Source organism: Idiomarina sp. ST10R2A5 (assembly GCF_051842325.1).
Classification (GTDB): domain Bacteria; phylum Pseudomonadota; class Gammaproteobacteria; order Enterobacterales; family Alteromonadaceae; genus Idiomarina; species Idiomarina abyssalis.
Genome location: NZ_JBNIEX010000008.1, coordinates 83331 through 107127, shown reverse-complemented (window position 1 = coordinate 107127; position 23797 = coordinate 83331). Strand labels below are relative to the sequence as shown.

At 48.0% G+C, this 23797-nt stretch carries 28 protein-coding genes; 6 read left to right on the top strand and 22 right to left on the bottom strand.

All coding sequences use genetic code 11. The features are described from left to right. Window positions 1–4: 4 nt before the first annotated feature. From ruvA to ACP7FG_RS10885, 5 genes are all read right to left on the bottom strand, one after another. The gene (gene ruvA, locus ACP7FG_RS10905) at window positions 5–622 is read right to left on the bottom strand and encodes a Holliday junction branch migration protein RuvA (RefSeq protein ID WP_439226379.1); all 618 of its coding nucleotides are present in this window, start codon (window positions 620–622) and stop codon (window positions 5–7) included. 12 nt (window positions 623–634) lie between these two features. Next, window positions 635–1171, bottom strand: a complete 537-nt coding sequence (ruvC, locus tag ACP7FG_RS10900; RefSeq protein ID WP_439226378.1) for a crossover junction endodeoxyribonuclease RuvC — start codon at window positions 1169–1171, stop codon at window positions 635–637. Beyond that, entirely contained in the window at window positions 1172–1921 is a 750-nt protein-coding gene (locus ACP7FG_RS10895) for a YebC/PmpR family DNA-binding transcriptional regulator (RefSeq protein ID WP_439226377.1), read from the bottom strand. Window positions 1922–1937: 16 nt separating this feature from the next. Beyond that, window positions 1938–3707, bottom strand: coding sequence for an aspartate--tRNA ligase (gene aspS / locus ACP7FG_RS10890; RefSeq protein ID WP_224797956.1), 1770 nt, complete (start codon window positions 3705–3707; stop codon window positions 1938–1940). 74 nt (window positions 3708–3781) lie between these two features. Then, entirely contained in the window at window positions 3782–5212 is a 1431-nt protein-coding gene (locus ACP7FG_RS10885; protein ID WP_439226376.1) for a diguanylate cyclase domain-containing protein, read from the bottom strand. Window positions 5213–5328: 116 nt separating this feature from the next. Here ACP7FG_RS10885 and cmoA point away from each other — a divergent pair, with 116 nt between their 5' ends. Genes cmoA through ACP7FG_RS10870 form a run of 3 tightly spaced genes read left to right on the top strand, consistent with a single transcriptional unit; the run spans window position 5329 to window position 7956 of the window. Then, window positions 5329–6060 (top strand): carboxy-S-adenosyl-L-methionine synthase CmoA, encoded by a 732-nt coding sequence (gene cmoA / locus ACP7FG_RS10880; RefSeq protein WP_054486838.1) that lies wholly within the window; start codon window positions 5329–5331, stop codon window positions 6058–6060. 8 nt (window positions 6061–6068) lie between these two features. Beyond that, a complete protein-coding gene (gene cmoB / locus ACP7FG_RS10875) occupies window positions 6069–7040 on the top strand; it encodes a tRNA 5-methoxyuridine(34)/uridine 5-oxyacetic acid(34) synthase CmoB (RefSeq protein WP_439226375.1) in 972 nt (323 codons plus the stop codon). Between the two features lie 22 nt (window positions 7041–7062). Further along, window positions 7063–7956: a LysR family transcriptional regulator gene (locus ACP7FG_RS10870; RefSeq protein ID WP_054486834.1), complete on the top strand. Its 894-nt coding sequence runs from the start codon at window positions 7063–7065 to the stop codon at window positions 7954–7956. A 5-nt stretch (window positions 7957–7961) separates the two neighbouring features. Here the strand turns inward: ACP7FG_RS10870 and galU are convergent, their stop codons facing one another. Further along, window positions 7962–8846, bottom strand: a complete 885-nt coding sequence (gene galU, locus ACP7FG_RS10865) for a UTP--glucose-1-phosphate uridylyltransferase GalU (protein WP_054486831.1) — start codon at window positions 8844–8846, stop codon at window positions 7962–7964. A gap of 103 nt (window positions 8847–8949) precedes the next feature. On the opposite strand from galU, the gene ACP7FG_RS10860 reads away from it, so the two are divergent. After that, a complete protein-coding gene (locus ACP7FG_RS10860; protein ID WP_224797952.1) occupies window positions 8950–9261 on the top strand; it encodes a DUF6170 family protein in 312 nt (103 codons plus the stop codon). On the opposite strand, the gene ACP7FG_RS10855 is transcribed toward ACP7FG_RS10860, so the two are convergent. Genes ACP7FG_RS10855 through ccmA form a run of 11 tightly spaced genes read right to left on the bottom strand, consistent with a single transcriptional unit; the run spans window position 9230 to window position 17974 of the window. Then, on the bottom strand, window positions 9230–10219 hold the full coding sequence (locus tag ACP7FG_RS10855) for a response regulator (RefSeq protein ID WP_439226374.1): 990 nt from the start codon (window positions 10217–10219) through the stop codon (window positions 9230–9232). The two genes, ACP7FG_RS10860 and ACP7FG_RS10855, sit on opposite strands and share 32 nt — an antisense overlap. A gap of 55 nt (window positions 10220–10274) precedes the next feature. Continuing rightward, on the bottom strand, window positions 10275–11054 hold the full coding sequence (locus ACP7FG_RS10850; RefSeq protein WP_439226373.1) for an MlaA family lipoprotein: 780 nt from the start codon (window positions 11052–11054) through the stop codon (window positions 10275–10277). After that, a complete protein-coding gene (gene ccmI, locus ACP7FG_RS10845) occupies window positions 11051–12259 on the bottom strand; it encodes a c-type cytochrome biogenesis protein CcmI (RefSeq protein ID WP_439226372.1) in 1209 nt (402 codons plus the stop codon). The genes ACP7FG_RS10850 and ccmI overlap by 4 nt, the downstream gene beginning before the upstream one ends. Further along, a complete protein-coding gene (locus ACP7FG_RS10840; protein ID WP_439226371.1) occupies window positions 12252–12713 on the bottom strand; it encodes a cytochrome c-type biogenesis protein in 462 nt (153 codons plus the stop codon). Before ACP7FG_RS10840 ends, ccmI begins: the two co-directional genes overlap by 8 nt. After that, window positions 12710–13258, bottom strand: a complete 549-nt coding sequence (locus ACP7FG_RS10835; RefSeq protein ID WP_439226370.1) for a DsbE family thiol:disulfide interchange protein — start codon at window positions 13256–13258, stop codon at window positions 12710–12712. The genes ACP7FG_RS10840 and ACP7FG_RS10835 overlap by 4 nt, the downstream gene beginning before the upstream one ends. Continuing rightward, the gene (locus tag ACP7FG_RS10830; RefSeq protein ID WP_439226369.1) at window positions 13251–15206 is read right to left on the bottom strand and encodes a heme lyase CcmF/NrfE family subunit; all 1956 of its coding nucleotides are present in this window, start codon (window positions 15204–15206) and stop codon (window positions 13251–13253) included. The genes ACP7FG_RS10835 and ACP7FG_RS10830 overlap by 8 nt, the downstream gene beginning before the upstream one ends. Beyond that, window positions 15203–15685: a cytochrome c maturation protein CcmE gene (gene ccmE, locus ACP7FG_RS10825; protein ID WP_054486815.1), complete on the bottom strand. Its 483-nt coding sequence runs from the start codon at window positions 15683–15685 to the stop codon at window positions 15203–15205. The genes ACP7FG_RS10830 and ccmE overlap by 4 nt, the downstream gene beginning before the upstream one ends. Next, window positions 15669–15899, bottom strand: a complete 231-nt coding sequence (ccmD, locus tag ACP7FG_RS10820; protein ID WP_439226368.1) for a heme exporter protein CcmD — start codon at window positions 15897–15899, stop codon at window positions 15669–15671. Before ccmD ends, ccmE begins: the two co-directional genes overlap by 17 nt. Then, window positions 15899–16636 (bottom strand): heme ABC transporter permease, encoded by a 738-nt coding sequence (locus ACP7FG_RS10815; RefSeq protein WP_439226367.1) that lies wholly within the window; start codon window positions 16634–16636, stop codon window positions 15899–15901. The genes ccmD and ACP7FG_RS10815 overlap by 1 nt, the downstream gene beginning before the upstream one ends. Window position 16637: 1 nt before the next feature. Beyond that, entirely contained in the window at window positions 16638–17321 is a 684-nt protein-coding gene (gene ccmB, locus ACP7FG_RS10810) for a heme exporter protein CcmB (protein WP_224797946.1), read from the bottom strand. Beyond that, a complete protein-coding gene (gene ccmA / locus ACP7FG_RS10805; protein ID WP_439226366.1) occupies window positions 17318–17974 on the bottom strand; it encodes a cytochrome c biogenesis heme-transporting ATPase CcmA in 657 nt (218 codons plus the stop codon). The genes ccmB and ccmA overlap by 4 nt, the downstream gene beginning before the upstream one ends. 78 nt (window positions 17975–18052) lie before the next feature. On the opposite strand from ccmA, the gene ACP7FG_RS10800 reads away from it, so the two are divergent. After that, window positions 18053–19720 carry a flagellar hook-length control protein FliK gene (locus ACP7FG_RS10800; protein ID WP_439226365.1) on the top strand — a complete coding sequence of 556 codons (1668 nt, stop codon included), beginning with the start codon at window positions 18053–18055 and terminating at the stop codon, window positions 19718–19720. Next, window positions 19717–19998 carry an EscU/YscU/HrcU family type III secretion system export apparatus switch protein gene (locus ACP7FG_RS10795; RefSeq protein WP_054486803.1) on the top strand — a complete coding sequence of 94 codons (282 nt, stop codon included), beginning with the start codon at window positions 19717–19719 and terminating at the stop codon, window positions 19996–19998. Before ACP7FG_RS10800 ends, ACP7FG_RS10795 begins: the two co-directional genes overlap by 4 nt. 7 nt (window positions 19999–20005) lie before the next feature. On the opposite strand, the gene ACP7FG_RS10790 is transcribed toward ACP7FG_RS10795, so the two are convergent. Genes ACP7FG_RS10790 through ACP7FG_RS10770 form a run of 5 tightly spaced genes read right to left on the bottom strand, consistent with a single transcriptional unit; the run spans window position 20006 to window position 23785 of the window. Then, the gene (locus ACP7FG_RS10790; RefSeq protein WP_199493078.1) at window positions 20006–20452 is read right to left on the bottom strand and encodes a DUF2802 domain-containing protein; all 447 of its coding nucleotides are present in this window, start codon (window positions 20450–20452) and stop codon (window positions 20006–20008) included. 3 nt (window positions 20453–20455) lie between these two features. After that, window positions 20456–20959, bottom strand: a complete 504-nt coding sequence (locus ACP7FG_RS10785; RefSeq protein WP_054486799.1) for a chemotaxis protein CheW — start codon at window positions 20957–20959, stop codon at window positions 20456–20458. A 21-nt stretch (window positions 20960–20980) separates the two neighbouring features. After that, the gene (locus ACP7FG_RS10780) at window positions 20981–21832 is read right to left on the bottom strand and encodes a chemotaxis protein CheW (protein ID WP_224797943.1); all 852 of its coding nucleotides are present in this window, start codon (window positions 21830–21832) and stop codon (window positions 20981–20983) included. Between the two features lie 3 nt (window positions 21833–21835). After that, entirely contained in the window at window positions 21836–22612 is a 777-nt protein-coding gene (locus ACP7FG_RS10775) for a ParA family protein (protein WP_054486795.1), read from the bottom strand. 12 nt (window positions 22613–22624) lie between these two features. Beyond that, window positions 22625–23785 (bottom strand): protein-glutamate methylesterase/protein-glutamine glutaminase, encoded by a 1161-nt coding sequence (locus tag ACP7FG_RS10770; RefSeq protein WP_439226364.1) that lies wholly within the window; start codon window positions 23783–23785, stop codon window positions 22625–22627. Window positions 23786–23797: the final 12 nt, after the last annotated feature.

The following is a 23797-nucleotide window of genomic DNA, read 5'->3' as shown; positions in this document are numbered from 1 at the left end:
TTCCTTACGACAGCTGTTTTAGCGCCAGTCGAATCAAGGTCTCGCTATTATGTTCTGCAGAGTACACCTTTTGTAAGGCTTTTTCAGCTTGATTTTCTTTATAACCAAGAGCCTGCAACGCACTCACCGCATCTGCGCGTGCATCTGCCGGGTGCTCCCTGGCGTCTGTACCCTGGTTATCAAGCGGAGCGCTGTCAGTAAATGGTGTCGCGGGCTGCCAGTCTTTAAGACGGTCGCGCATTTCAATGACTAACCGCTCGGCGGTTTTCTTACCCACACCAGGCAGTTTTACCAGCCGGCTAACGTCATTGTGATTAACCGCAATGACGAACTCATCTGCCGACATACCCGATAAAATAGCCAATGCCAGTTTTGGACCTACCCCCTGAGTCTTTATCAGCAACCGAAACAGCGAGCGTTCGGAAGAGGAAATAAAACCATAGAGTAACTGGGCATCTTCCCGCACCACAAAATGAGTGATGAGTTTAATCGTCTCGCCTACTGCGGGCAGTTGATAAAAACACGTCATTGGCAATTGAATTTCGTAACCAACGCCCTGCACATCAAGCACGACCTCAGGTGGTTGTTTACTGGTAAGTACGCCCTGAATATGACCTATCACTTTTGTACTCCATTAACGCAGGCGTCCACGCACAGTTTTGCGCGCAGCACCTGCCATTTTTATCAAGTTTTGAGAGCTGTGAGCATGGCATAAGGCTACCGCTAACGCATCCGCTGCGTCTTCTTGCGGACACCGTTGCAAATTCAATAGTGCCATCACCATATGCTGCACCTGGGACTTCTCGGCACCGCCGTTCCCCACAACCGACTGCTTTATTTGGCGAGCAGAGTACTCCGCTACGGGAAGCTCAGCACAAGCAGCCGCTACTATTGCCGCGCCCCTCGCCTGTCCAAGCTTTAATGCCGAATCCGGGTTCTTTGCCATGAATACCTGCTCTATTGCAAACTCGTCAGGTTTAAACTGAGTGATTAATTCACTCACACTGTCGTGTATGCGGCGAAGTTTTTCGGCTAATGTCAGCGGCTCAGCGCGGCTTCCGATAATTTTTATACAGCCGCTGCCTAAATAGCTTAGCTGCCTACCGCGCTGTTCAATAACACCATAACCCGTTAACCTTGAGCCCGGGTCAATACCCAGAATAATGGCCACTTAGTCGTCCAGCCGTGCAATTATCTCATCTGAGATATCGGCGTTATGATAGACATTTTGAACGTCATCCAGGTCTTCAAGTGCATCCAGTAATTTTAAGAAGGTTCTTGCAGATTCTTCATCTAAGTCAACTCGAGTATCAGGCACCTGAGTCACTTCAGCGTTACTGGCTTCTAAATCTTTTTCATCCAGAGCGTCTTTTACGGAACCGAAATTTTCCGGTGAGGTCATGACATCGATACCGCTGCCCTCGTATGTAATAAGATCTTCTGCACCGGCTTCAAGTGCGGGCTCCATGAGCTGCTCTTCTGTAACCTCTGCTGGGTAGCTAATAACGCCTTTTTTATTAAATAAGTAAGCGACCGAGCCATCTGTGCCCAAATTGCCTCCAAATTTAGTGAATGCATGACGAACATCGGAAACCGTTCTGTTTCGGTTGTCGGTCATGCACTCCAGCAATACAGCGACACCATTAGGGCCATAGCCTTCATAGGTCAGCTCATCAAGATTATCGCCTTCAAGATCACCAGAGCCGCGCTTTACTGCGGTATCTATGGTGTCACGCTTCATGTTATTCGATAAGGCTTTATCGATAGCAGCACGTAAGCGAGGGTTGGTTTCAGGGTCTCCGCCCCCTTCACGAGCGGAAACCGTAATCTCACGTATTAATTTAGTAAAAATTTTGCCGCGCTTAGCGTCCTGCGCGGCTTTTCGGTGCTTAATATTAGACCATTTGGAATGACCAGCCATATTTCACCCTTGTTGGTTATTCGTCTTCCTCTACCATACTTTTTACGCCCAGCTCTTGCAACGCAGCGGGGTTTGCAGCGCCTGGCGCATCGGTAAGAACACAAGCTGCGGTCGTTGTTTTAGGAAAAGCGATAACATCACGAATTGAGGTTGCGCCAACCATCAACATAACCAGACGATCCAGACCAAAAGCTAGGCCAGCATGCGGCGGCGTACCGTACTTTAACGCTTCCAGCAGGAAGCCGAATTTTTCCTGAGCTTCGTCTTTTTCAATACCTAATACTTCAAACACCGCTTGCTGCATAGCGTTTTCGTGGATACGAACCGAACCACCACCTAACTCAACACCATTTAATACCATGTCATAGGCATTTGAAATAGCGGCTGCCGGGTTGGCTTTTAATTCTTCCGGAGTCACATTGACCGGTGCGGTGAAGGGGTGGTGTAATGCGGCCAGGCTGCCATCATCAGCGACTTCGAACATTGGGAAGTCAACGACCCATAGCGGTTTCCACTCATTACTGACAAGTTCAAAGTCTTTACCCAACTTCAGGCGTAAAGCACCCAGAGCTTCAGCAACAACGTTCGCTTTATCAGCACCAAAGAAGAGGACATCGCCCGTTTTTGCTTCAGTGCGCTCTAGTAATGGCTCAATCACTTCATCCGGCAAGAATTTAAGAATCGGCGACTGCAACCCGTCACGGCCTGTACTGCGGTCATTCACTTTAATCCAAGCCAGCCCTTTCGCGCCATAAATGCTGACAAATTGTGTGTATTCATCAATCATTTTGCGTGAAACGTTCTCAGCCTGCCCTGGTAAGCGAATGGCTGCAACACGGCCTTCTTCGTCATTCGCCGGGCCAGAAAAGACTTTAAACTCAACGTCTTTTAAAACATCAGCAACATCAACCAGCTCTAATGGGTTACGCAGGTCGGGTTTGTCACTACCAAAACGGCGCATGGCTTCGTGCCAGGTCATGCTCGGGAATTCACCCAAATCCACATCAAGTAGTTGCTTGAAGAGGTCACGAGCCATTTGCTCGGTAATTTCCATGACCTGCTCAGCGCTCATAAACGAGGTTTCGATATCTATCTGAGTGAATTCAGGTTGGCGGTCAGCGCGTAAATCTTCGTCGCGGAAGCATTTAACAATTTGATAGTAGCGATCAAAACCCGACATCATCAGCAGCTGTTTAAACAACTGAGGGCTTTGTGGCAGCGCGAAAAAGCGTCCTTTATGAGTACGGCTTGGCACCAGGTAGTCGCGCGCGCCTTCCGGCGTTGCTCGCGTTAACATTGGCGTTTCTATATCTAAGAAGCCGTTGTCATCAAAAAAGCGACGCACCGCGCTGGTTACTTTCGCACGAAACTGCAATTTTTCATTCATTTGCGGACGACGTAAATCAAGGTAGCGATAACGCAGTCGTGCTTCTTCGCTCACTTGCTGGTTGAAGTCGATAGGGAGAGGTTCAGAGCGACTTAGAATTTCTAAATCGGTTGCCAGCAGTTCGACTTCGCCGGTAGCCATGTTTTTATTGACCTGGCTTTCCGGGCGACGGTTAACTTTACCACTTAAGCGAACGCAGAATTCCTGACGCAGGCTGTTTGCTGTCTCAAATAAGGCTTTTTGGTCCGGGTCGAAAACGACCTGCAGCATCCCTTCACGGTCACGCAGATCAATAAAAATTAGGCCGCCTAAGTCACGGCGTTTATTGACCCAACCACATAGCGTGACCTCTTGTCCCGCCAATTCAGCATTTATTTGTCCACAGTAATGAGTTCGCATGCGCGTTTATCCTGCTAGCTGTTGCAATGAATGTTTTTACGAAGCGCAACATTATAGCGGACTGACGCCGAATGTCATCCGTCGTCGCCAGCCAGACGCACATCATTTTTACCAGCGGCCTTGGCACGGTACATCGCCTTGTCCGCCGAACGTAATAAATCGTCTGAGGTTAACCCATGCTGGGGGTAAAGGCTGACCCCAATAGACACACTGATATCCAGTGACTTTTTCTTCACTTTGTAGGGCTTTGCCAACTGCACAACTAACTTACGCGATACCGCCAGTGCGGACCCGACATTATTCGCTGTCGGAAGAATCACTACGAACTCATCACCGCCATGACGACATACCGTATCTGATCGGCGTAAAAGACTGCTCATGCGGTGCGCAGCCTGCACCAGTAGTTCATCACCATAACTGTGACCAAAATCGTCGTTAATCTTTTTAAAACCATCGAGATCCAGAAACAGAACAGCGAATGGCTTTCCGGTTCTTTCGTTTTGACTTAAAGTCTGCTCCAGTCGGTCCTGCATTAAGTTTCTGTTGGGAAGACCCGTCAATTCATCATGAGTTGCGATATGCCGAATTTGTCTTTCGGCAGCTTTGCGTAACTTAATTTCCTTACGCAGCCGACTGTTCCAGACCGCAAAGCTAACAATGATTAACAAAACAACTGAGCCCACTTTCATAGCAATGTCCAGAAGCTCTTTATTACTCCAGCCCTGCTCTAGCTCAAAACCATACCATTTCTGTTTAAGCTGACTTTTCTCACTTTCAGTAACTGAGTCAATACCACCATTCAGCGCCATAACCAGTGGCTTCCAGTCTTCCCTAACGCCTAAATAAAGCTCTTCACCCTGAGTATCGTCAATAACCGAAAGTTTTGTACCCGGCAGAGGTCTTCGCTGCAGTTCGTAGACCAGCATAGGCAGACTGTCGACATAATAATCAACACCACTATTGCGTATTAAATTCAAACCTTCGCGAATTCCATCAACCTGAATAAGCTGAATACCTCTCAACTGAGACAACTGTGACTCTATGCTGTAGCCTTCAACCACACCAACTTTACTATCACTTAACTGATTTAAACCAATACTTCCCTCGCTAGCTTTTTGATTTATCGGGGAAATTGCAGCCCATGGCATTGACCAATAGCTTTGAGTAAAGTCCATAAACTGATTGCGTTCGACTGAGTATGACACACTGGTCAGAACATCAATTTCTTTCGCCTTGATGGCGTTCAGGCATTGCTGCCATGCTCCACAAGGTTTCCAAACAATTTCTACCGCCAAATCGCGAGTAAACTTTTCCAGTAAATCGACATCCAGACCTTCGGCTTTGCCATCTTCAAAAGACACCAAAGGCGCCAACTGATCGGGCACTCCGACACGAATTTCTTTATAGTCTTCCAGCCACCTCTCGGGTTGGCTGGCATAGCTACTCGATAACGTCACCGAAAATGCAGCGAAAAAGGCACTGACGATAGCCAAAACTCGATTCAATGTACTCTCCTCCCGGACTAATGGCGGAATTTTAGTCCAATATTGCCTGTGCGTCTGTCTCATTTATCGGTAAAATACCAATAAATCTAAGCCATTTATTGAATAAAAGTAGCTTTATGACGCAACACGACACGTTATTTGCAAAACCTTTACCCAGCATTTCCGACTTTTGTTTCGATCAACAAGTCGTGGAAGTCTTTCCGGATATGATAAACCGTTCGGTGCCGGGCTACTCAAGTATATTACAAACTCTGCCTCAATTGGTGAGCCGTTACGTTCAGCCAAATTCCAATTTGTACGATCTAGGGTGTTCCCTTGGCGCAGCTACACTTGCTATGCGCAAAGGTTGCGAACAGACAAGTCACTGCCGAATTATTGGTGTAGATAACTCCCAACCAATGATAGAGCGCGCAAGGTTACATTTGGAGGGTTTTAAAAGCCAAATCCCTGCAGAACTTCATTGTCAGGACTTAGCTGAAACCGACATTGAGAATGCTTCTGTGGTTGTATTAAACTTTACCCTACAGTTCATTCCACAAGAGAAGAGAAACGACATTATTCAACGTATCTTTGACGGCATGAACAATGGCGGAGCCCTGTTATTGGCAGAAAAGGTGCGCCACAGCGATGCTAATATGAATGATGTACTTGTCGATTTGCACCACAACTTTAAACGCGCTAATGGCTACAGCGAACTGGAGATCAGCCAGAAACGTGCAGCTATCGAAAATGTCATGAAAGTCGATACATTAGAAGACCATATGCAACGCTTTCAGGATGCAGGCTTTCGACACAGTACAGTCTGGTTCCAGTGCTTTAATTTTGCAGCAATGCTCGCGGTTAAATAAGGAATACTATGATCGATTTTAGCAAGGAGCTCCGTGCACTTCTGCAAAGCCCGCACGCTCAATGGCTGGATACCTTAGCGCCGCAACTTACCGCTTTTAAGAATAACCCTCACGGTAACTTAAAACGTTGGCAGCGCGTTCTACAGCAATTGCCCGAGTTAAACGCTGAACATACCGAGCTATCTGATACCATTCAGGTTGGTCACTCTGATGAGGCATCCGATACCGACCGGGCTCGTTTAACGGGGTTACTCCAGCAGTTACAGCCCTGGCGCAAAGGTCCTTTCAACTTATTTGGTGTTTTTATTGACACCGAATGGCGTTCAGACTGGAAGTGGCAGCGCGTTGCACCTCATTTAGACGACTTAAATGGCCGTCAGGTACTGGATGTGGGATGTGGCAGTGGCTACCACTTGTGGCGCATGCTTGAAGCAGGTGCCGAAGCGGTTTGGGGCGTTGACCCCGGCGAGCTTTTTCTTATGCAATTTCGGGCTATTCGCCAACTGATGCCGTTGGCCTTACAACAGCGCGCACATTTTTTCCCGGTTGGTATTGAGCAAATGCCCGAGCTAAAAAGCTTCGACACCGTTTTTAGCATGGGCGTACTTTACCACCGCCGTTCACCCATCGACTTTTTGCAGCAGCTAAAAGGGTTAATTCGTCCTGGCGGCCAGCTAGTATTAGAAACCATCGTTGTTGAGGGTGACGAAACAACCGTGATGATGCCCGGTGAGCGATACGCACAGATGCGCAATGTATGGTTTCTGCCAAGTGCCCGTGCGCTATCTGTTTGGTTAGAGCGGCTCGGCTTTAAAGATATCGCTATTGTTGATCACAACACCACATCTTTAGACGAACAAAGACGAACGCAGTGGATGACAGGAGAATCTTTAGCGGACTTTCTTGATCCAAATGACACCAATATGACTATTGAAGGTTACCAAGCACCGATTCGGGCGGTAATTACTGCCCGGGTTTAACGCCCACCGGAGTAGAATCTAAATGAGTGTTTATCGACCCAAGTCGACCATTGAACAATGGCGCATATTGCAAGCGGTCGTTGACTATGGCGGTTATGCCCACGCCGCTGAAGCCTTGAATAAAAGCCAATCATCACTGAATCACGCAGTAGCAAAACTGCAACAAGTGGTTGGTGTTCAATTGCTTGAGGTCAAAGGCAGAAAGGCTCACTTAACCACCGCTGGCGAAGTTTTACTAAGGCGTTCTCGTCAGCTAACTAACCTTACAGAAGAGATAGAACAGCTTGCTGATAACCTGGAACAAGGTTGGGAACCCGAAGTAAAGCTTGCTCTGGAAATGGTTTTTGACCGTAGTCAGCTCATTCCTGTTCTTAACGAGTTTCAACAGCTAAGTCGCGGCAGTCGTCTTCTCATTAACGACACAGTCTTAACCGGTACTGTAGAACAAATTCAGGAACAGACCGCCGATGTCGTGATCACTCATCATTTGCCCCGCGGATTTATTGGTGAGCCCATCAGTCAATACAGTATGGACCTCGTCTGTCACCCTGACCATCCGTTAGCTGACTTACCGCAACCTATTGATCAAAATGAATTGTCTCAGCACTTACAAATTGTTATTCAGGATACCGGCAGTAACCCGGTCGAAGATGAAGGCTGGTTGAAAGCTGAACAACGTTGGACCGTCAGTCACTTCGACGAGGCTTTAAGGCTTATTCGCAACGGCCTCGGCTTCTGTTGGCTGCCTCCCTATGTCGTTCAGGAGGATCTGGATTCCGGCAGACTGAGTCGCATAGAAATTGAAGGGAGCAGTTCGCGCAAAGGCAGCTTGTACATGGTACTGCCCAAAGCGGAGCAGACCGGTCCCTGTGCGAAAACTTTAGCGGAGCTGATACTCAAGCACCAGCCCCGCTGAGGCAATTACTTCAAAGACTTTATGTAGGCTTTCATATCGTCCCCCAAATCCGGGTGACGCAGTGCGTGCTCAACGAAAGCCTGAGCATAGCCTAGCTTATTACCGCAGTCGTGACTTTTTCCCTTCATGTAGTAAGCATTTACCGGCTGTTTTTCAAGCAACATTGCCATAGCATCGGTCAACTGAATTTCATTGCCGGCACCAACAGGCGTTTTTTCAAGCAGCGGCCATAAGTCAGCCGAGAAAACATAACGCCCGACAACAGCCAGATCAGATGGCGCTTCTTTAACCGGCGGTTTCTCAACTAACTGTGTAATTTCCGCTTGCTCACCCGGCTTAAGGTCTGCGCCATTAATATCTGCAATACCATAATTACTGACATCCTGTTGCGGCACCTTTTCAACCATTACCTGTGAATGACCACTTTCCTCAAAGTTTTTAACCATTTCTGCCAAATTATCTTTATTCAATTTACAGCTGGCTTCATCAACTAAAACATCGGGCAAAACAACCGCAAAAGGTTCGTCTCCAATTAAAGGACGAGCACAAAGAACCGCATGCCCCAGACCCTTAGCAACACCTTGACGGACATGCATAATAGTGGTTTTCTCTGGGCAAATAGCTTTAACCTCAGCCAGTAACTGACGTTTTACGCGCTGTTCTAAAGTCGTTTCCAGTTCAAAACTGGTATCAAAGTGGTTTTCTATGGAGTTTTTACTTGAGTGAGTCACTAAAATAACATCCGTCAGCCCTGCTGCTGCGCACTCTTCAACAATATATTGAATCAGCGGACGGTCCACTAAAGGTAACATCTCTTTCGGGATGGCTTTGGTAGCGGGTAACATCCGAGTTCCGAGCCCGGCTACTGGAATAACGACTTTTTTGACCATAACAGCTGTCCTTAAATTCTGTTCGCTTCAGAAGCGGAAGTTTATAACCTTTTCCCATGTTATAATGCAACCCAATTAACAAAATTCAAATGAAAGACTGACTATGGCTTTGTATTTTTCTTCGCGTAACATCCCGCAACTATCCCAGTACAGCTTTACTGAACGCGCTATGATTTTGTCCATGGCACAGGAAAAGATGCCGGTTCCCCGTCGCCTCATTTGCAATATGGCCAAACTGGTGCCTATTTGTCTTATTTTCTTCTTTATTGTCGAAGTTGAGGGATGGTGGAAAGTTCCTGCGTTGTTGGCCGCCGGTATTGGGTATCCATTATTTACTCAGCCCATTAATCTGAATATGTCATTACCTTATCTGGATAGAGCCATTAAGCAGTTTGAGGCACAGCACTCACAATAAGTTCGGTGCCCTGAAAAGCGCAGTGTAACTTGTGTAAATATTCAATTTTGTGCTCACGAAAGTTAGCGTGTTGCCAGATACCGAGAGCCAAATCAGGCTTAGCGCCCGGCTCAGGTTTAAATTTATCCCCGGCCTGAGCCCATACCCAACTGTGTTTTTGGGTATCCACCACGCCAACCAGAGTGTCGAACGCGGTTCTGACTTGTGAATGGCATAGTTCGTGGTTCAAGTGGCTTAATAACACGCCAGGCGACAGCAGAGTGTCATCATGTCCGGATAAATGTTGTCTTATCAGTGGATCAATCAATGTTTTTAATACCAGCAGCGGCAGCAGATTCTGCTCTGTCGCATTCTGCGCGGCAGCCATAATAACCAGCACTTTACCATCAGTTAAAGGCCTGTAATCAACCCAAACTGGTGCTTGCCCAATATCATTAAAGCTACAGTCAAACCGGTAATCGTTAAGGCTTAAAACTCCGTCGGGGTGTAGCTCTTCTACCAGGCGGCCGACTATCAAGTCGTCCTGATAAAGGATGTCAATGTGTGCATCTAACTCCCAAACATCGTGCAGGTAGGTTTCTTCCAACTGATAACGGCGTAAGCAATGCTCAACCGCATTTTCAATAATATCCAGGCTTTGAATTGGTTTTACGAGATAGTCCCAGGCGCCCAGTCGCACGGCTTCGCGTATGTCTGACATTTTCTCCGAAGCGGAAATAACAATAATTGGAATGTGGGTGCAGACTTTTAGAAGTTGCTCAATGACCTCAAGACCATCAATATCCGGCAGCTTTAAGTCACAAAGTACAATATCAGGACACTGGGTACGGCAAATTTCAATGCCCTCAATACCATTATCAGCACAGCACACATCGTATCCTTTCTTTTCCAGATACTGTCTGACAACAGACTGGAAGACGGGATCATCTTCAATTAGTGCGATGTGTGCTCGGGGCATGGTCTACTCTTTGCTTTGACTCATACCCTAAGCATTGTTCAGGAATGGCTAATCGTCAATAAGACTCATCGCCGGAATCGTCAGAGTCGTCGAATTCATCATCAGCGTCCCAGTCATCGTCCAAATCGTCAAAGTCTTCGAAGTCTTCGTCTTCAAGCGGAGGGTTGCCATCAAAAACTTGGTCCTGCCAGCGCTGATAGTAAACATCTTTAACAAAAGAATAGGGGTCAAGAGAGTTTTCTAATACTCGCTCCTGTTCACGTAACCGCAGGCGCATTTCCAGACCTTTGATTGCGTAACGTGCAACATCCAGAGGCCAGCTTAAGAGAGGATACGGAAAGTACTGGCCATCGGCGTAATCACCACCGCGATCAACCACTACCGTAGGCCCCATGAGCGGCAGCATTAAATAAGGCCCCTCAGGCACACCCCAGACTGCCAGTGTTTGCCCAAAGCTCTCTTCCCGCTTTGTCAAACCCATAGGTGTTGCAACGTCGAACAAACCCACTAAACCAACGGTGGAGTTCACAACAAAGCGGCCCAGAGAGATGCCGGCATCGGCTACTTTCCACTGCAGTAAGTTATTCACAAATGAAGACGGTTCTTCAAGATTCTCTACGGCTTGATACAAAGAAGTTCGAATTGGCTGCGGAATATATTCATAGGTTTCCGCTGCAGGCTTTATAACCGCTTTGTCTACATCGCGGTTGAACTCCCACATTCCCCGGTTAAAATCTTCAAACGGGTCACGAGGGTCTGCATAAGGGTCGTCTGGTGTTGACGAACACCCCGCCGTTAGTAGAGAAACAAGTAGTAACAATCCATATTTTTTCATTCTTCAATCCGGCTTGATAAGGTCAAAGTTAATTCGGCTGAACCGTCAGCATTTATAGTGACTCTTTCTGCTTCAAGATCACCCGCTTGTCGATCTATTTTCTCGTCTTGCGAAATACGTGCATGCACCTGCCATTGTTCGAGGTCGCTCATCTTATAATCAGGTAGCATGGCGTTTTGATTGGACAAAGTTACAGTAACCGGAAACTCGCTGACTGGTTGGCGAACGACGGCAGCCGGCATAGGCTGTTCCATTCCCGTTACATAAACAAAGAGCGTGCCATTCTCCGGCAGGTGATGGCGCATGTTATCACTTAACGTCACCCTAACCTGTAATTGCACCTCGGCTTTTTCCTGCTGCTCTTTAGCGTTGTCTAACGCGTTGACTACAGCCTGATATCGCTCGGAAGTTTTCGGCAGCCGTTCTTTTAGTAACTCCCAGGCACTGATTGCCTGTGCCCAGTCCTGACGTTCAAAAGCAACAAAACCCAGTAAAGATAGAGCCTCGATATTGTCCGGGTCTTGCTTTAATGCTCGAGCTAGCAGACGAGCTGCTTTAGGCTGACCATCTTCAGCACCTGACATCAATAGAAAGCGGCTATAGCTGACTAACGTATTAACCCTATTGGGCTCTATTTGCAGTGACTTCTGGAATGCTTCATCAGCATCCTCTCCGGCTCCTAAATCAACCATTATGCCCGCGTAAATCCACCAGGCTATGGCGTCCTCTGGTTCACGCATCAGCTTCTGTCGCAGGCCTAATGCAAAGGTATTTAAATCTTCACGACTGGCTTGTTGGTTCTGTTGCTGCAGTAAAGTCTTGCCTAATTCCGGAAGTTGTTTGCGTGCATCTTCCGCCTGCAGCTGTAATTGCCAACTTCCAAAAGCCCAGTAAAGACCAGCAGAAACAACCAACAACAAAACAATAGGCAATGCCACAGGAGCCCGGTGCCAGTGAACGTTTTCTTCAACGTCTTCACTGTCATGCAAAAACGTTTTGTCCAATTCTTGCTTTGCGTGCTGATAATCTTCTTCAGGCAGGTCATATTGAGAGCGCTCTTCTTCAAGCTCGGCCAGACGTTGTTCATACCAGCGTTGGTTTTCATCCTGACGCTTGTGATAACGGCGTTGCTTGCCTGTTGCCAGTAAGACGAAAACTACGGCAACGAGCAACATCAACAACATTAATAACCATAAACTACTCATCGCGCGACTTCCTCAGTTGCTCTAAACGCTCACGCTCATCCTGTGTTAATTCCGCTACTGCTTTTTTCTTTCGAGTTAGTGCTATCGCTGTGCCCACACCAATAACCAGAATTAATAATGGCCCCCACCACAAAATACTGGTCACTTTCGTAAACGGAGGTTGATAGTGAACAAAGTCACCATAACGCGCGATCATAAAGTTGATAATCTCTTCTCTAGATTTGCCTTCTTTCAGCATCTGATATGTGCGGTCGCGCATATCTTCAGCTAAAGGGGCATTAGAGTCGGCAATATTCTGGTTCTGGCACTTAGGACAGCGCAATTCTTTTATCAGCTGACGATAGGTCTCATGTTGTTGCTCGTTTTCGAACTGGCGAGTGTTCTCATCTTCCGCGGAAACAAAAGAAACCATCAAAAAAGCAGTAATTAAAGCCAATAGAGGTGTGCGTATCATTTCGCTTCCTCCACCAACTGCTGATAAATTCCCTGCAGTTTATTCGACCAATTACGTTCATTCACATCGCCCACGTGGCGATATCGGATAACACCTTTATGGTCAATAAAGTAGGTTTCCGGCGCCCCATAGACACCAAAATCAAAGGCAATTTCACCTTCAGGGTCGAACAGGTTAACGGTATAAGGGTCGCCCAGCGTGTTCAGCCAATTAATCGCTTTTTCCCTGGAGTCGTCTTTATAATTGAGACCAACAATAGGAATCCCCTTAGCCGCCAACTCATTTAGAAACTCATGTTCAGCCCGGCAAGTAGGACACCAGGTTGCCCATACATTCATCAGTAGCGGACCGTCATGAAGTACAGACTGGTCATAAGTAATATCAGTATCATAAAGGTCTTTCGCCTGAAACTGCGGCACGGGGTCATCGACCAGTGCAGAATCCAGCTCCGTCGGGTCACTACCTAAACCTTTCAGTAAGAAAAGCACAAGACCTGCAAACAAAACCGACGGCCCAAACAGAATCAACCAACGAAACTTAGTCATCGGCTGCCTCCTTTTTACTGCGCTTTCTATAGCGCTTGTCGGCCAACGCCATAGCGCCACCAATCGCCATAATAATGGCTCCGAGCCATATCCAGCGCACAAAAGGTTTTATATAAAAGCGAATTGCCCAGGTTTCATCATCTAAGGGCTCACCCATGGCAATGTAAATATCACGTAATAGACTGGCATCGAGACCGACTTCGGTCATGCTGGTGCGCTGAACTCGGTAGAAGCGTTTTTCACTCGTTAACTGAGTAATTTGTTTTCCGTCCTGATACACCGTAAACAAGCCTTTATCTGCGTCGTAGTTAGGCCCTTCTCGATGTTCCAGCCTCTCGAATACCACCTGGTAGTCCATAACGTCCGCTGATTGGCCCGGGGCGATCGCAATATCGCGCTCTTGCTCGTAGTGCGATACCAGACTAATACCGATAAGTGTTACAGCAAACCCTAAATGTCCAAGCACCATTCCCCAGTGACTGCCGGAGATCTTCGTAAGCCCCGATAAGCCTTGCTTGCGTTGCTTCACGGTTTGCTGAACTTCCGTTAGAGTCGCAAGCGCTACCCAGAAGGCAAGAAACAAAGCAATAACAACCATCGCAGGAAGCTCATCAGCCCAAATTTTGGGTAACGCATACGCCAGAACAATAGCTATCGATAACGCCAACGCCAGCGGTTTTAAAAGCGGCTTCATAGCCTGACGGCGCCAGCGCATTAAAGGCCCCAGGCCGAGCATTAACGCAAATGGAATAACTAGCCAGCTATAGAGTTCATTAAAGAAAGGCTCGCCAATTGAAATGGTACCCAGCCCTATTTCTTTATGAACCAGCGGTAACATGGTTCCTAAAAACACCACCACCATGGCTGCCATTAACAGTACGTTATTACCCAAAAGCATGACTTCGCGAGAGAGCAATTCGTAACGACTGTAACTTTGCATTTTGCCGGCACGCAGTCCATATAAAATCAAAGAGCCGCCAACAACCAGCCCCAGCAGTACCAGAATAAACAGACCACGAGTGGGGTCAGAAGCAAAGGCGTGTACTGAAACGAGAACGCCTGAGCGCACCAGGAATGTCCCCAGTAAACTTAAGCTAAAGGCAGAAATTGCCAATAAAACGGTCCAGGATTTAAAACTCCCCCGCTTCTCAGTTACTGCTAACGAGTGCAGCAATGCGGTTCCTACCAGCCATGGCATAAAGCTCGCATTTTCGACTGGGTCCCAGAACCACCAGCCACCCCAGCCAAGCTCGTAATAAGCCCACCAGCTACCAATAGCAATACCCAGCGTCAGAAAAATCCACGCGGCGAGTGTCCAGGGACGAGACCAGCGCGCCCAGGCAGCATCAAGTTTACCCGACAATAGTGCGGCTATAGCAAACGCAAAAGCAACTGAAAAGCCGACATACCCCATGTACAACAACGGCGGGTGAATGATCATCCCCGGGTCCTGCAATAACGGGTTTAAGTCTCTTCCGTCAACGGGAATTAATGGCAAACTGCGATCAAAGGGGTTAGACACCGTGATCATAAACAGGTAAAAGCCAATGCTAATCAAACCCAGAATAGCTAACACTCGAGCTATCATTGGTAGCGGCATAGAGCGGGAGAATATCGCAACGGCAGCTATCCAGCCGGCCTGCATTAACATCCATAACAGGAACGACCCTTCATGAGAACCCCATACAGCCGTTACCCGATACACGACCGGTAGTTGGCTATTTGAGTTAGCAGCAACATAAGCAATACTAAAGTCGTTAGTAACAAAGCCTGCGACAAGTAAAGCAAAGGCAATAGCGGTAAAGAAGAACTGGCCATAGGCAAAAGGACGGGCTAGTGACATCATACCGCCGTTACCTTTTGCCGCTCCCCATAACGGGTAAACCGCTAGTAATACTGAAAAAGCCAGAGCAATGGCTATGGCAAGGTGTCCTGCTTCAGCAATCATTGCTCGCCACCCTCTTCAACTTTATTGGGGTTAACGTGCTTTATGCCTTTCATCTGCTCGGCAAGCTCCGGTGGCATATATTCTTCGTCATGCTTAGCTAATACTTCGCTGGCTTTTAACACCGTTGGCTCAATCAGTTCACCTTGCGCGACAATGCCCTGACCTTCGCGGAATAAGTCCGGCAAAATGCCCTGATACAGCACCGTAACTTCGGGCCCAATGTCAGTAATTTCAAAGGAGACTTCCAGAGTTTCGCGGTTACGCTCGACGGAACCTTCAACCACCATACCGCCTACCCGGATGCGCTGACCAACCTGCGGCTTCTGTTTGTCTTTGCCCTTGCCTTCTACCAACTCAGTTGGTGTATAAAACAGGTCAATACTTTGACTTAGGGCATACAACATAAGCCCGGTTGCAACAGACACCCCAATGACTAAAACAGCCACCCAGGTTAAGCGTTTTTTACGTCTTGGATTCATTACCGTCTCCTACTTCTGCACGGCTTGCTTTGCGTCTTGCTAAACGCTCTTGACGCTGCTGTAACTGCTTGCTTTTCTTAGCCAGCTGTCGTTTTGCTAATAAAGTTTCAAGCGCAACACCAGCCAGCACCACAAAACTGAGAAAGAATGACAACCAGACATAAAATCCATAACCACCCATTGCGACAAAGTCAGTGAAGCTGTCAAAAGCCATTAGTCCTGCTCCAGTCGTTGTTGTGCCCATGGACGATGTAATTCATGTCTGAGTATCTCATTTTTTAACCGCATCATCACTAGTGAAACCGTTAAAGAAGCAAAGCCTGCAAGGCATATCAGTAAAGGTATAAGCATACTGGTCGCTATTGAAGGCCGCTCGAACTTCGTAATGGTGGCGCCTTGATGCAAGGTGTTCCACCATTCCACAGAAAAATGAATAATCGGTAAGTTAATAACCCCTACCAGAGACAGTATTGCCGCAGCTTTTGCCCCTGTTCTGGCGTCATCAAAGGCGAAATACAGAGCCATGACACCAACATAAAGAAACAGCAGAATGAGTTCAGAGGTCAGTCGCGCATCCCATACCCACCAGGTTCCCCACATCGGTTTACCCCAGATAGCCCCGGTAAGCAAAGCAACCACAGTCAACGCAGCACCAACCGGAGCTATGGCCGGAATAGACCACTCCGCGGTCTTAATCTGCCAGATAAGAGCAATAGCCCCCATTACCGCCATACCCATGTACGCCCCCATAGAGAAAATAGCGGAAGGCACGTGCAGAAAAATGATTCGATAGCTGTCGCCCTGTTGGTAGTCACCCGGAGCAAACGCCAGCCCCCAGATAACACCTGTAACCAGGGTCACTAATGTCAGAGCTACGAACCAAGGCAGCAGTTTCTGCAATAAATGGTAAGTTGCTTCCGGTTTTGCGTAAGGGTGTAACCATCGCCACATATTAATTTACACTCATTCTAATGCCCGCTGCGACAGCCAGCGGAGCCAATGTTACGGTTAAAACAGAAATTGCCGCCAGTATCGCTAACTGGCCATGAACTGCAAGCCCCATCGACGCATTTTCCACCGCAGCTGTGGCAAATATCAATAAAGGAATAAAGAGCGGAATGAGGATTAAACTCACCAGCGAGCTACCGCGCTGAACTTGTAAGGTTAGCGCCGCACCAATAGCGCCTAAAGCACTTAACGCCGGGGTGCCCAACAATAAACTTAATGCCAATGCCCACCAGCCTTGCAACGGTAAACTCAGCAGCAATGCCAGCACGGGTGACAAAATAACTAAGGGTAATCCGCTTAACAACCAGTGTACGGCCATTTTTGCCGTCACAGTAAAAGCCAAAGGCTGGGGCAACAAGCATAGTTGCTCCAATGTACCGTCCTGGAAATCATCGCGGAACAGCCGTTCAAGACCCAGTAAGCTGGCTAATAATGCCGCGACCCAAATAATACCCGGTGCAATGCGGGCTAAAATATCCGGCCCGGGGCCAATGCCCAGGGGGAACAAAGTCACAACCATCAACAGAAAAAGTAACGGGTTCAGTGCGTCACTGCGCCGCCGTGCCGCTATGCGAAGATCGCGCTTTAGCAAGGTCACCCAAATTTGCCGGCTCGATAACTGGCTCATAGTATTTCCCCCTGATATTCCAGTGACAGTTTTTCAGGGGTCAGATCGGAAAGGGTCAGCGACTGGTGCGAAGTAAAAATGATAGTACCGCCGTTTTGTATATGCTCTACAAAGCGCTGCTGCAACAAAGCAATTCCCTGCACATCGAGTGCAGTGAAAGGTTCGTCCAGGATCCAAAGTGAAGCCTGCGTAGCCCACAGCCGGGTTAAAGCCACCCGTCTTTGCTGACCTGCCGATAAACGGGTTGTCAGTTCATCTTCTAAACCGAGTAAGCCGAGCTTTTCAAGTAGCTCCCAGGCATCGATATTTTCGGTCGAAGACAATTGTTGCTGCCAGTGAAAGTTTTCACGGGCACTTAGCTCACCTTTGACGGCGGCCTTATGACCAATAAACAAGAGTTGTTCGCAATACTCTGACCAGTTATGACTTAATGGCTTGCCGTAAAACGACACACGACCATTTGACGGCTCTAATAAGCCTGTCAGAATGCGTAACAGTGAGGACTTGCCGGCTCCGTTAGGTCCGCTGACTTGCCACAACTGACCAGCACTTACCGAAAAGTTGAGATTTTCAAACAATACTCGCCCACCACGGATTGAGCTTAACTGCTCTGCGTGCAATAGTGGACTATTGGTGGAAGCAACCTGTGTCATGCGGATTTTACAACCGAAACCTTACTGGTAAGCTGACGCAAATGCCCACGATTCTACCATAAAATTTAGGTAAAGCGCATGGCTGATATTAAGCAACTGCTACAACAAATGATGGCATCACCGGAACGGACTTTAGCTCGTGCCGAACAACAGCAATTATCCAGTCTCATGCGCATTTTTAATAGTGGGGCTGATACACCGAAAACCAATAATATGCCATCTTCGCCTTCGGCTAACATTCAACAGGGCCAGACGGTATCAGCTACCACCAACAATTCACCTTTAGTTCAGGCCAGCACTGCAAAAGTACTCTCTAAACTACTGGTTCAAATTAGTTTGCCCGTGACTTATGAACCGGCAAAAGGCGAACAGCAACCAGCGCGTATTCAGGGCAACAACTGGCAGTGGCCGAATCCACCTAAGAATTTACAACCCCAGTTGACCGCCCCCGCAAAATTGCAGCTAACCATTACCCAGCCGGATCCCAAGCTACCGGTTGTGCAGTTAAGCCTGAATACCACCGGTAATGCGAAGCCGGTTGCCGTTGCAGAAATACCGTTAACACAGTTACCGGCCAAGTTGATTAAAGCCTTTGTTGAACAGGGAAAAGTTGCAACCGTGCAGCTACCGGTTAAACCTCAACCTATTTCGCAGTCAGCATTTCAAACAACTCCTGCAGCTAAAGTCGATAGCCAGCCGGGCAGCCAAAGCAACTTAAACTTGCAGGCAGCGCAAAAATTAACGGTGCCTGTTGCCAGTGGGCTGGCAATCAAACAGGCTCAACAACTGACCCCAAAGCAATTTCAGCAAGCCCTGCAGAGCTTTATACCTGAAAATATCAGGCCTAAGCTCTTTACTCAGCCAACGGTTGAAGGGCTACAACAAACAACCCCGCGGCTGTCTGCTGATGCAATGCGGGAAGCCACTCAGTCGCCACCGAAAGCCCTGCAGCAGCTTTTATTGAAGGTGTTGCAGAAAATGCCTGCTCCGGAGTCTATGCAACGCCCACAAGCACTACAGAGCTGGGTCAGCGACTGGTTTGCTGCACGTCCGGTCAGTGCCCAACCCAGCCAGCAAATGGGCAGCCTGGGGCAAATGTTAATGACGCTGCTGGGGCTGGCTATGCAACAAAAGCCTGAAACAACAACGGTCAATAACTCAGCCCCCAGAGCCTTGCCTAACCAGTTTACTCAAGCGCTGATACAGCAGATACTTAACCCGGCTCCGGAAAATGCCGGAGAGGTTCGTGAGCGCATAAATGCGCTGTTACAACAGCTGCCACAACAGCAATTGCAGCGACTACTGCAACTCTTTACCGGCATTCTGAATTCAGCGCAAAGCAGTCAGGCACGGCTGCAGGAGTCGGCTCCGCAGCAACCGGAATATTACATTTTGCTACCGGCCGACACACAAAAGCCGCAGCAACATGAGCTTCTTATTCGCAGAGAAAAGGACAGTAGCAACAAAGAAAGCAGCGGCCGTACTTTATGGTTATTTACTCTGCGCTTCGAATTAGATAGCACAGGCCCTCTTTTGGTCAAAGGTCGCTACCACCCTCAGGGCTCTTCAGTTGACTTCTATACTGAAACTAAAACAGCGCAAAAAGTTGTGGAAAGTCATGTCGAAAAGCTCGATAACAGACTGGAAGAATTAGAAGTAAACAGCGTTAAACTTCGGGTTCAGCAAGGCAAAATTCCAGACAACCTGGCACAGCAGCACAGTGGCATTATTCGGGTGACAGTATGAGTGAGAAAAAAGAAAAGCAGGCAATAGGACTGTCGTACGACGGCTTTAACGCGCCCAAGGTAATCGCTCGCGGTTTCGACGAACTAGCGGAAGAAATCATCGCCGTAGCTAAAGAGCATGGAGTTTTAGTGCACGAAGATCCGCTCTTGTCAGATTCACTGGCAAAGCTCAATGTAGGCGATGAAATTCCCAGAGAGCTTTACATTATTATCGCCGAAATTATTGCTTTCGCTTATTTGTTGGATGGCAAGTTCCCAAGGCAATGGGAAGAAGGTTAATACGAAGCTACGCGCCTTTTTTATGCAAGGAAATGAGCAACTCCGCTTCGGCCTGAGGTAAGTCACATTCTTGCATCAGTTCCTCTGCACTGGCACCACTGGCAACCAGCTTAGCCGCGCGCTGATAAAGCTTACTGCCCGGGTCCTGCTCCGCCACTTCCTGTAATTTCTGCTGCAACTGTTGTTGCTCGTCGTTTAGCTGTGCAACCTGCTGTTGCAGTTGTGCAACCACCTGCTGCTGGGCGAAATCAGCTTTAGATGATGCTTCTGGCTGCTGTTTAAACTGCTCACGCAGCGATAAAACTTCACTGGCCGTTTCTGTCAGCATTAATAGGCGCTGCTGCTGACGCTCAATTAACTCAGCCTGCCGCCGCGAAGTAATAACCACGGCTACTAACGCAATGAGGGCCAGCCCAAGAGCCAGCGCTGAAATAACAAATAACCAGTTCGTCATGAATTAACCCAGACGGGAAATTTCATCCCATTCTTCATCGGTTAGCATTTTGTCCAAATCGACTAAAATCAGTAATTCACCATCGCGGTTACTGACCCCCTGAATAAAGCGAGCACTTTCATCGGTGCCAACATTTGGTGCGCTGTCAATTTCTGACGTTTTCAGGTAGACAACCTCAGCCACGCTATCGACCAGTATACCAATCACCTGCTGTTCAGACTCAATAATGACGATACGGGAGTTGTCGGTGACTTCTGTTGTTTGCAGACCAAAACGCAGACGCGTATCAATAACGGTAACGACATTTCCGCGCAAGTTGATAATGCCTAATACATAGTTAGGTGCGCCAGGTACCGGAGCAATTTCGCTGTAACGCAGCACTTCCTGAACCTGCATTACATTGATACCGTAAGTTTCCTGCTCCAGCTGGAATGTTACCCACTGCAGAACTTCGTCATTACTATCAACGTCAGTTTCATTCTTGATAGCGCGATTGTCTTTACTCATGTCTTACTCCGCCATGCGTTATTAATCTTGCTGGATATGTCCCAGACCTTTATCCAGAAGTGTAATCAATGCGTTAACATCGAGCAATGCACACATTCTGTCACGGACAACCCCGGCAAGCCAGGGTCGCTTGTTATTCGTCTCTTTACGCCACTGAATTGAATGCGGCTGCAAAGGTTCGCTGGTAACCAGCTCTTCACACAACAAGCCCCACGGGCTGTCGTTTAGTGTAATCAAATACTGATAGTCTAAACTCTCTTCCAGCTCAGGCGTGCATTTCTCCGGCATAACCCAGCGAGCCGTATCGACCACCTGAAGCTTGTTGTCTCGTTCGGTCATAATACCGCGGAACCATTTCGGTTTACCCATCAACGGACTAATTTTTCCCAATTGATGAATACCGCCAAGACTTTTCAATGGTACTGCCAGTGTCAGTCCGGCTACTTTAAAAAACAGAGCCTGAAAATCGTGTTCCATGTACTCAGACATCGCATCCGGCAGTGGCTCTGCCTGTGTCTCCAGTTCTTCAGTAACTTCCGCTTCAGTTTCTGTTTCGTTGTCTGTTTCGTTATCTATTTCAGCAGCCGATGAATCATCGGTTACTGTTTCGGTCGAGGTATCCACTTCAGTGGCAACTTCAACCTCCGGCTCTGTATAGATATCGTCAGCTTTTACAGAAACTAAAGGTAATAAATCCTGTTCGCGATTCAGACTAACGGTTTCTTTCTCAGATACCGCCTGAATTTTCGGCGCAGCCTGTGCAAGCAGTCGTTTTACCGGCTCATTATCAAACTCAACCGTTTCTTCCTCGAGCAATAAAGCGTCGAGGTATTCGGCCATTGCCGCTTCACTGTTATCGCGTTTCATGTTCATAAATCAACGTACATCCAACTGCTGTAAATTGGTCAACAAGGATTGATAAGCCAAAACTCCCCGCGCCTTAGGCGCATAAACTGAAGGAGGCTGTTGCTCGTTGGATGCATCCCGAAATTTAGTATCTATTGGAATCATGCCATTCCAGACCGAACGTCCATAACGGGCAATCAGTTTTTTGTATGTTTGCAGCGATGCATTGGTTCGTTTGTCGTAAAGTGTCGGGATAATGGTATAAGCATAATTCTCGCCACGCGACTTATGGATGAGTGTCAGGGTTCGCATCATCCGGTCAAGGCCTTTTAAGGCCAAAAACTCAGTCTGCACCGGAATTAGCACTCGACGGCAACAGGCCAGCGCATTGACCATAAGAACCCCCAATACCGGCGGTACATCAATCAGGACATAATCGAAGTCATCGGCTATCATCGCCAGGCCGCGCTTAAGTACTAACCCCATGCCGTCCTGAGTCCCCAGCTTTCTATCCAGCGTTGCTAATGCCATAGTGGCCGGCATAACACTCAGGTTGTTAAACTCGGTTGGCAAAATACTGCGACGCATTAGCTCAGCCGTTATGTTCTTACCGGCGCTAAATACATCAAAAGCACTGGATTCAAGTTCTTCCGAGTCAATGCCAAAATAGTAAGTTAATGACGCGTGAGGATCGGTATCAATACAAAGGACTCGCTTACCCTGCTCAGCCAAAAGTCCAGCCAAAGCAACAGCTGTCGTGGTCTTGCCGACCCCGCCTTTTTGATTAGCTACCGTCCATACGATCATTCACTCATCCCGCTATAAGCCGCTGTAACCGACTTCTTTCATAATCATCCTGGCCATGTCATCCAGGCTAATACTGCGAGTTGAAATTCCCGCTTGCGCAACAGCCTGCGGCATACCATAGACAACACAGCTGGCCTGATCTTGGGCCCATATCGTGGCTCCTTGATCTTTCAGCATACGAGAGCCATCACGACCATCGGCTCCCATACCGGTTAAAATGACACCAAGCACTTTACCCATATAGGTCTTTGATAAGCTTGCAAAGGTTAAATCCACGCTCGGCTTATAAGTAATGCGTCCACTGGTATCGTCTTTTACCCTTAAACGTGCACTACCCGGCCTGCCTTCGACCATAAGTTGTTTTCCGCCCGGCGCTAAATACGCTGTCCCGGCTCTGAGCACGTCGCCATCCTCTGCTTCCTTCACATTAACCTGACACAAACCATTCAGACGCTGTGCAAAAGCTTTTGTGAACGCTGCCGGCATATGCTGAACCATTACAATTGGATAAGGGAAATTAGCCGGTAGCTGAGTCAGTATTTTCTGCAGCGCGACAGGGCCTCCAGTCGACGTTCCTATTGCCAAAATCTGATACGCCCGGTTCGTTGTTAGTGACCCTGCAGACTTTGCGGTGCGGGCATCACTTTCACGCTGGCTCTGTAATTCCTGGTTGCGCTGACGAATACGCTCAAGCGCGGTCTTTGGCTCATCCGGGCGTTCTGCTGGTTTCTTTACTGCCGGTGCCGGTGAGGGTCTGGCAGGCGTGCGGCTAACAGGTTGCCGGGCAATTGCCAGTACGCGATCCTGCAGCGTGTTCACTGCTTCATCGCGATTCCGTGCAATGTCTTCAAATTTCTTTGGCAGGAAGTCAGCGGCGCCCGCTTCTAACGCGTTTAACGTAGCTGTAGCGCCTTCATGAGTCAGCGAGCTAAACATCAAAATAGGGCAAGGGTTGCTGCTCATTATGGCTTTCACAGCATCAATACCGTTCATTACCGGCATTTCAATGTCCATGGTAATGACATCCGGCTTAAGCACGCGACTTTGTGAAACCGCTTCTTCTCCGTTATTGGCACTACCAATCACTTTAATGTTGGCATTGTCTTCTAAAATCTCAGTCACCCGGCGGCGGAAAAACGCCGAGTCATCTACCACGAGAACTTTTACAGTCATGAACGGTGTGTC

What these genes read in the sequence shown, in the direction of transcription:
- ACP7FG_RS10895 (WP_439226377.1), bottom strand. Translation starts at nt 1,921, where the DNA reads ATGGCTGGTCATTCCAAATGGTCTAATATTAAGCACCGAAAAGCCGCG.
- aspS (WP_224797956.1), bottom strand. Translation starts at nt 3,707, where the DNA reads ATGCGAACTCATTACTGTGGACAAATAAATGCTGAATTGGCGGGACAA.
- cmoA (WP_054486838.1), top strand. Translation starts at nt 5,329, where the DNA reads ATGACGCAACACGACACGTTATTTGCAAAACCTTTACCCAGCATTTCC.
- cmoB (WP_439226375.1), top strand. Translation starts at nt 6,069, where the DNA reads ATGATCGATTTTAGCAAGGAGCTCCGTGCACTTCTGCAAAGCCCGCAC.
- ACP7FG_RS10870 (WP_054486834.1), top strand. Translation starts at nt 7,063, where the DNA reads ATGAGTGTTTATCGACCCAAGTCGACCATTGAACAATGGCGCATATTG.
- galU (WP_054486831.1), bottom strand. Translation starts at nt 8,846, where the DNA reads ATGGTCAAAAAAGTCGTTATTCCAGTAGCCGGGCTCGGAACTCGGATG.
- ACP7FG_RS10860 (WP_224797952.1), top strand. Translation starts at nt 8,950, where the DNA reads ATGGCTTTGTATTTTTCTTCGCGTAACATCCCGCAACTATCCCAGTAC.
- ACP7FG_RS10855 (WP_439226374.1), bottom strand. Translation starts at nt 10,219, where the DNA reads ATGCCCCGAGCACACATCGCACTAATTGAAGATGATCCCGTCTTCCAG.
- ACP7FG_RS10850 (WP_439226373.1), bottom strand. Translation starts at nt 11,054, where the DNA reads ATGAAAAAATATGGATTGTTACTACTTGTTTCTCTACTAACGGCGGGG.
- ccmI (WP_439226372.1), bottom strand. Translation starts at nt 12,259, where the DNA reads ATGAGTAGTTTATGGTTATTAATGTTGTTGATGTTGCTCGTTGCCGTA.
- ACP7FG_RS10840 (WP_439226371.1), bottom strand. Translation starts at nt 12,713, where the DNA reads ATGATACGCACACCTCTATTGGCTTTAATTACTGCTTTTTTGATGGTT.
- ACP7FG_RS10835 (WP_439226370.1), bottom strand. Translation starts at nt 13,258, where the DNA reads ATGACTAAGTTTCGTTGGTTGATTCTGTTTGGGCCGTCGGTTTTGTTT.
- ACP7FG_RS10830 (WP_439226369.1), bottom strand. Translation starts at nt 15,206, where the DNA reads ATGATTGCTGAAGCAGGACACCTTGCCATAGCCATTGCTCTGGCTTTT.
- ccmE (WP_054486815.1), bottom strand. Translation starts at nt 15,685, where the DNA reads ATGAATCCAAGACGTAAAAAACGCTTAACCTGGGTGGCTGTTTTAGTC.
- ccmD (WP_439226368.1), bottom strand. Translation starts at nt 15,899, where the DNA reads ATGGCTTTTGACAGCTTCACTGACTTTGTCGCAATGGGTGGTTATGGA.
- ACP7FG_RS10815 (WP_439226367.1), bottom strand. Translation starts at nt 16,636, where the DNA reads ATGTGGCGATGGTTACACCCTTACGCAAAACCGGAAGCAACTTACCAT.
- ccmB (WP_224797946.1), bottom strand. Translation starts at nt 17,321, where the DNA reads ATGAGCCAGTTATCGAGCCGGCAAATTTGGGTGACCTTGCTAAAGCGC.
- ccmA (WP_439226366.1), bottom strand. Translation starts at nt 17,974, where the DNA reads ATGACACAGGTTGCTTCCACCAATAGTCCACTATTGCACGCAGAGCAG.
- ACP7FG_RS10800 (WP_439226365.1), top strand. Translation starts at nt 18,053, where the DNA reads ATGGCTGATATTAAGCAACTGCTACAACAAATGATGGCATCACCGGAA.
- ACP7FG_RS10795 (WP_054486803.1), top strand. Translation starts at nt 19,717, where the DNA reads ATGAGTGAGAAAAAAGAAAAGCAGGCAATAGGACTGTCGTACGACGGC.
- ACP7FG_RS10790 (WP_199493078.1), bottom strand. Translation starts at nt 20,452, where the DNA reads ATGACGAACTGGTTATTTGTTATTTCAGCGCTGGCTCTTGGGCTGGCC.
- ACP7FG_RS10785 (WP_054486799.1), bottom strand. Translation starts at nt 20,959, where the DNA reads ATGAGTAAAGACAATCGCGCTATCAAGAATGAAACTGACGTTGATAGT.
- ACP7FG_RS10780 (WP_224797943.1), bottom strand. Translation starts at nt 21,832, where the DNA reads ATGAACATGAAACGCGATAACAGTGAAGCGGCAATGGCCGAATACCTC.
- ACP7FG_RS10775 (WP_054486795.1), bottom strand. Translation starts at nt 22,612, where the DNA reads ATGATCGTATGGACGGTAGCTAATCAAAAAGGCGGGGTCGGCAAGACC.
- ACP7FG_RS10770 (WP_439226364.1), bottom strand. Translation starts at nt 23,785, where the DNA reads ATGACTGTAAAAGTTCTCGTGGTAGATGACTCGGCGTTTTTCCGCCGC.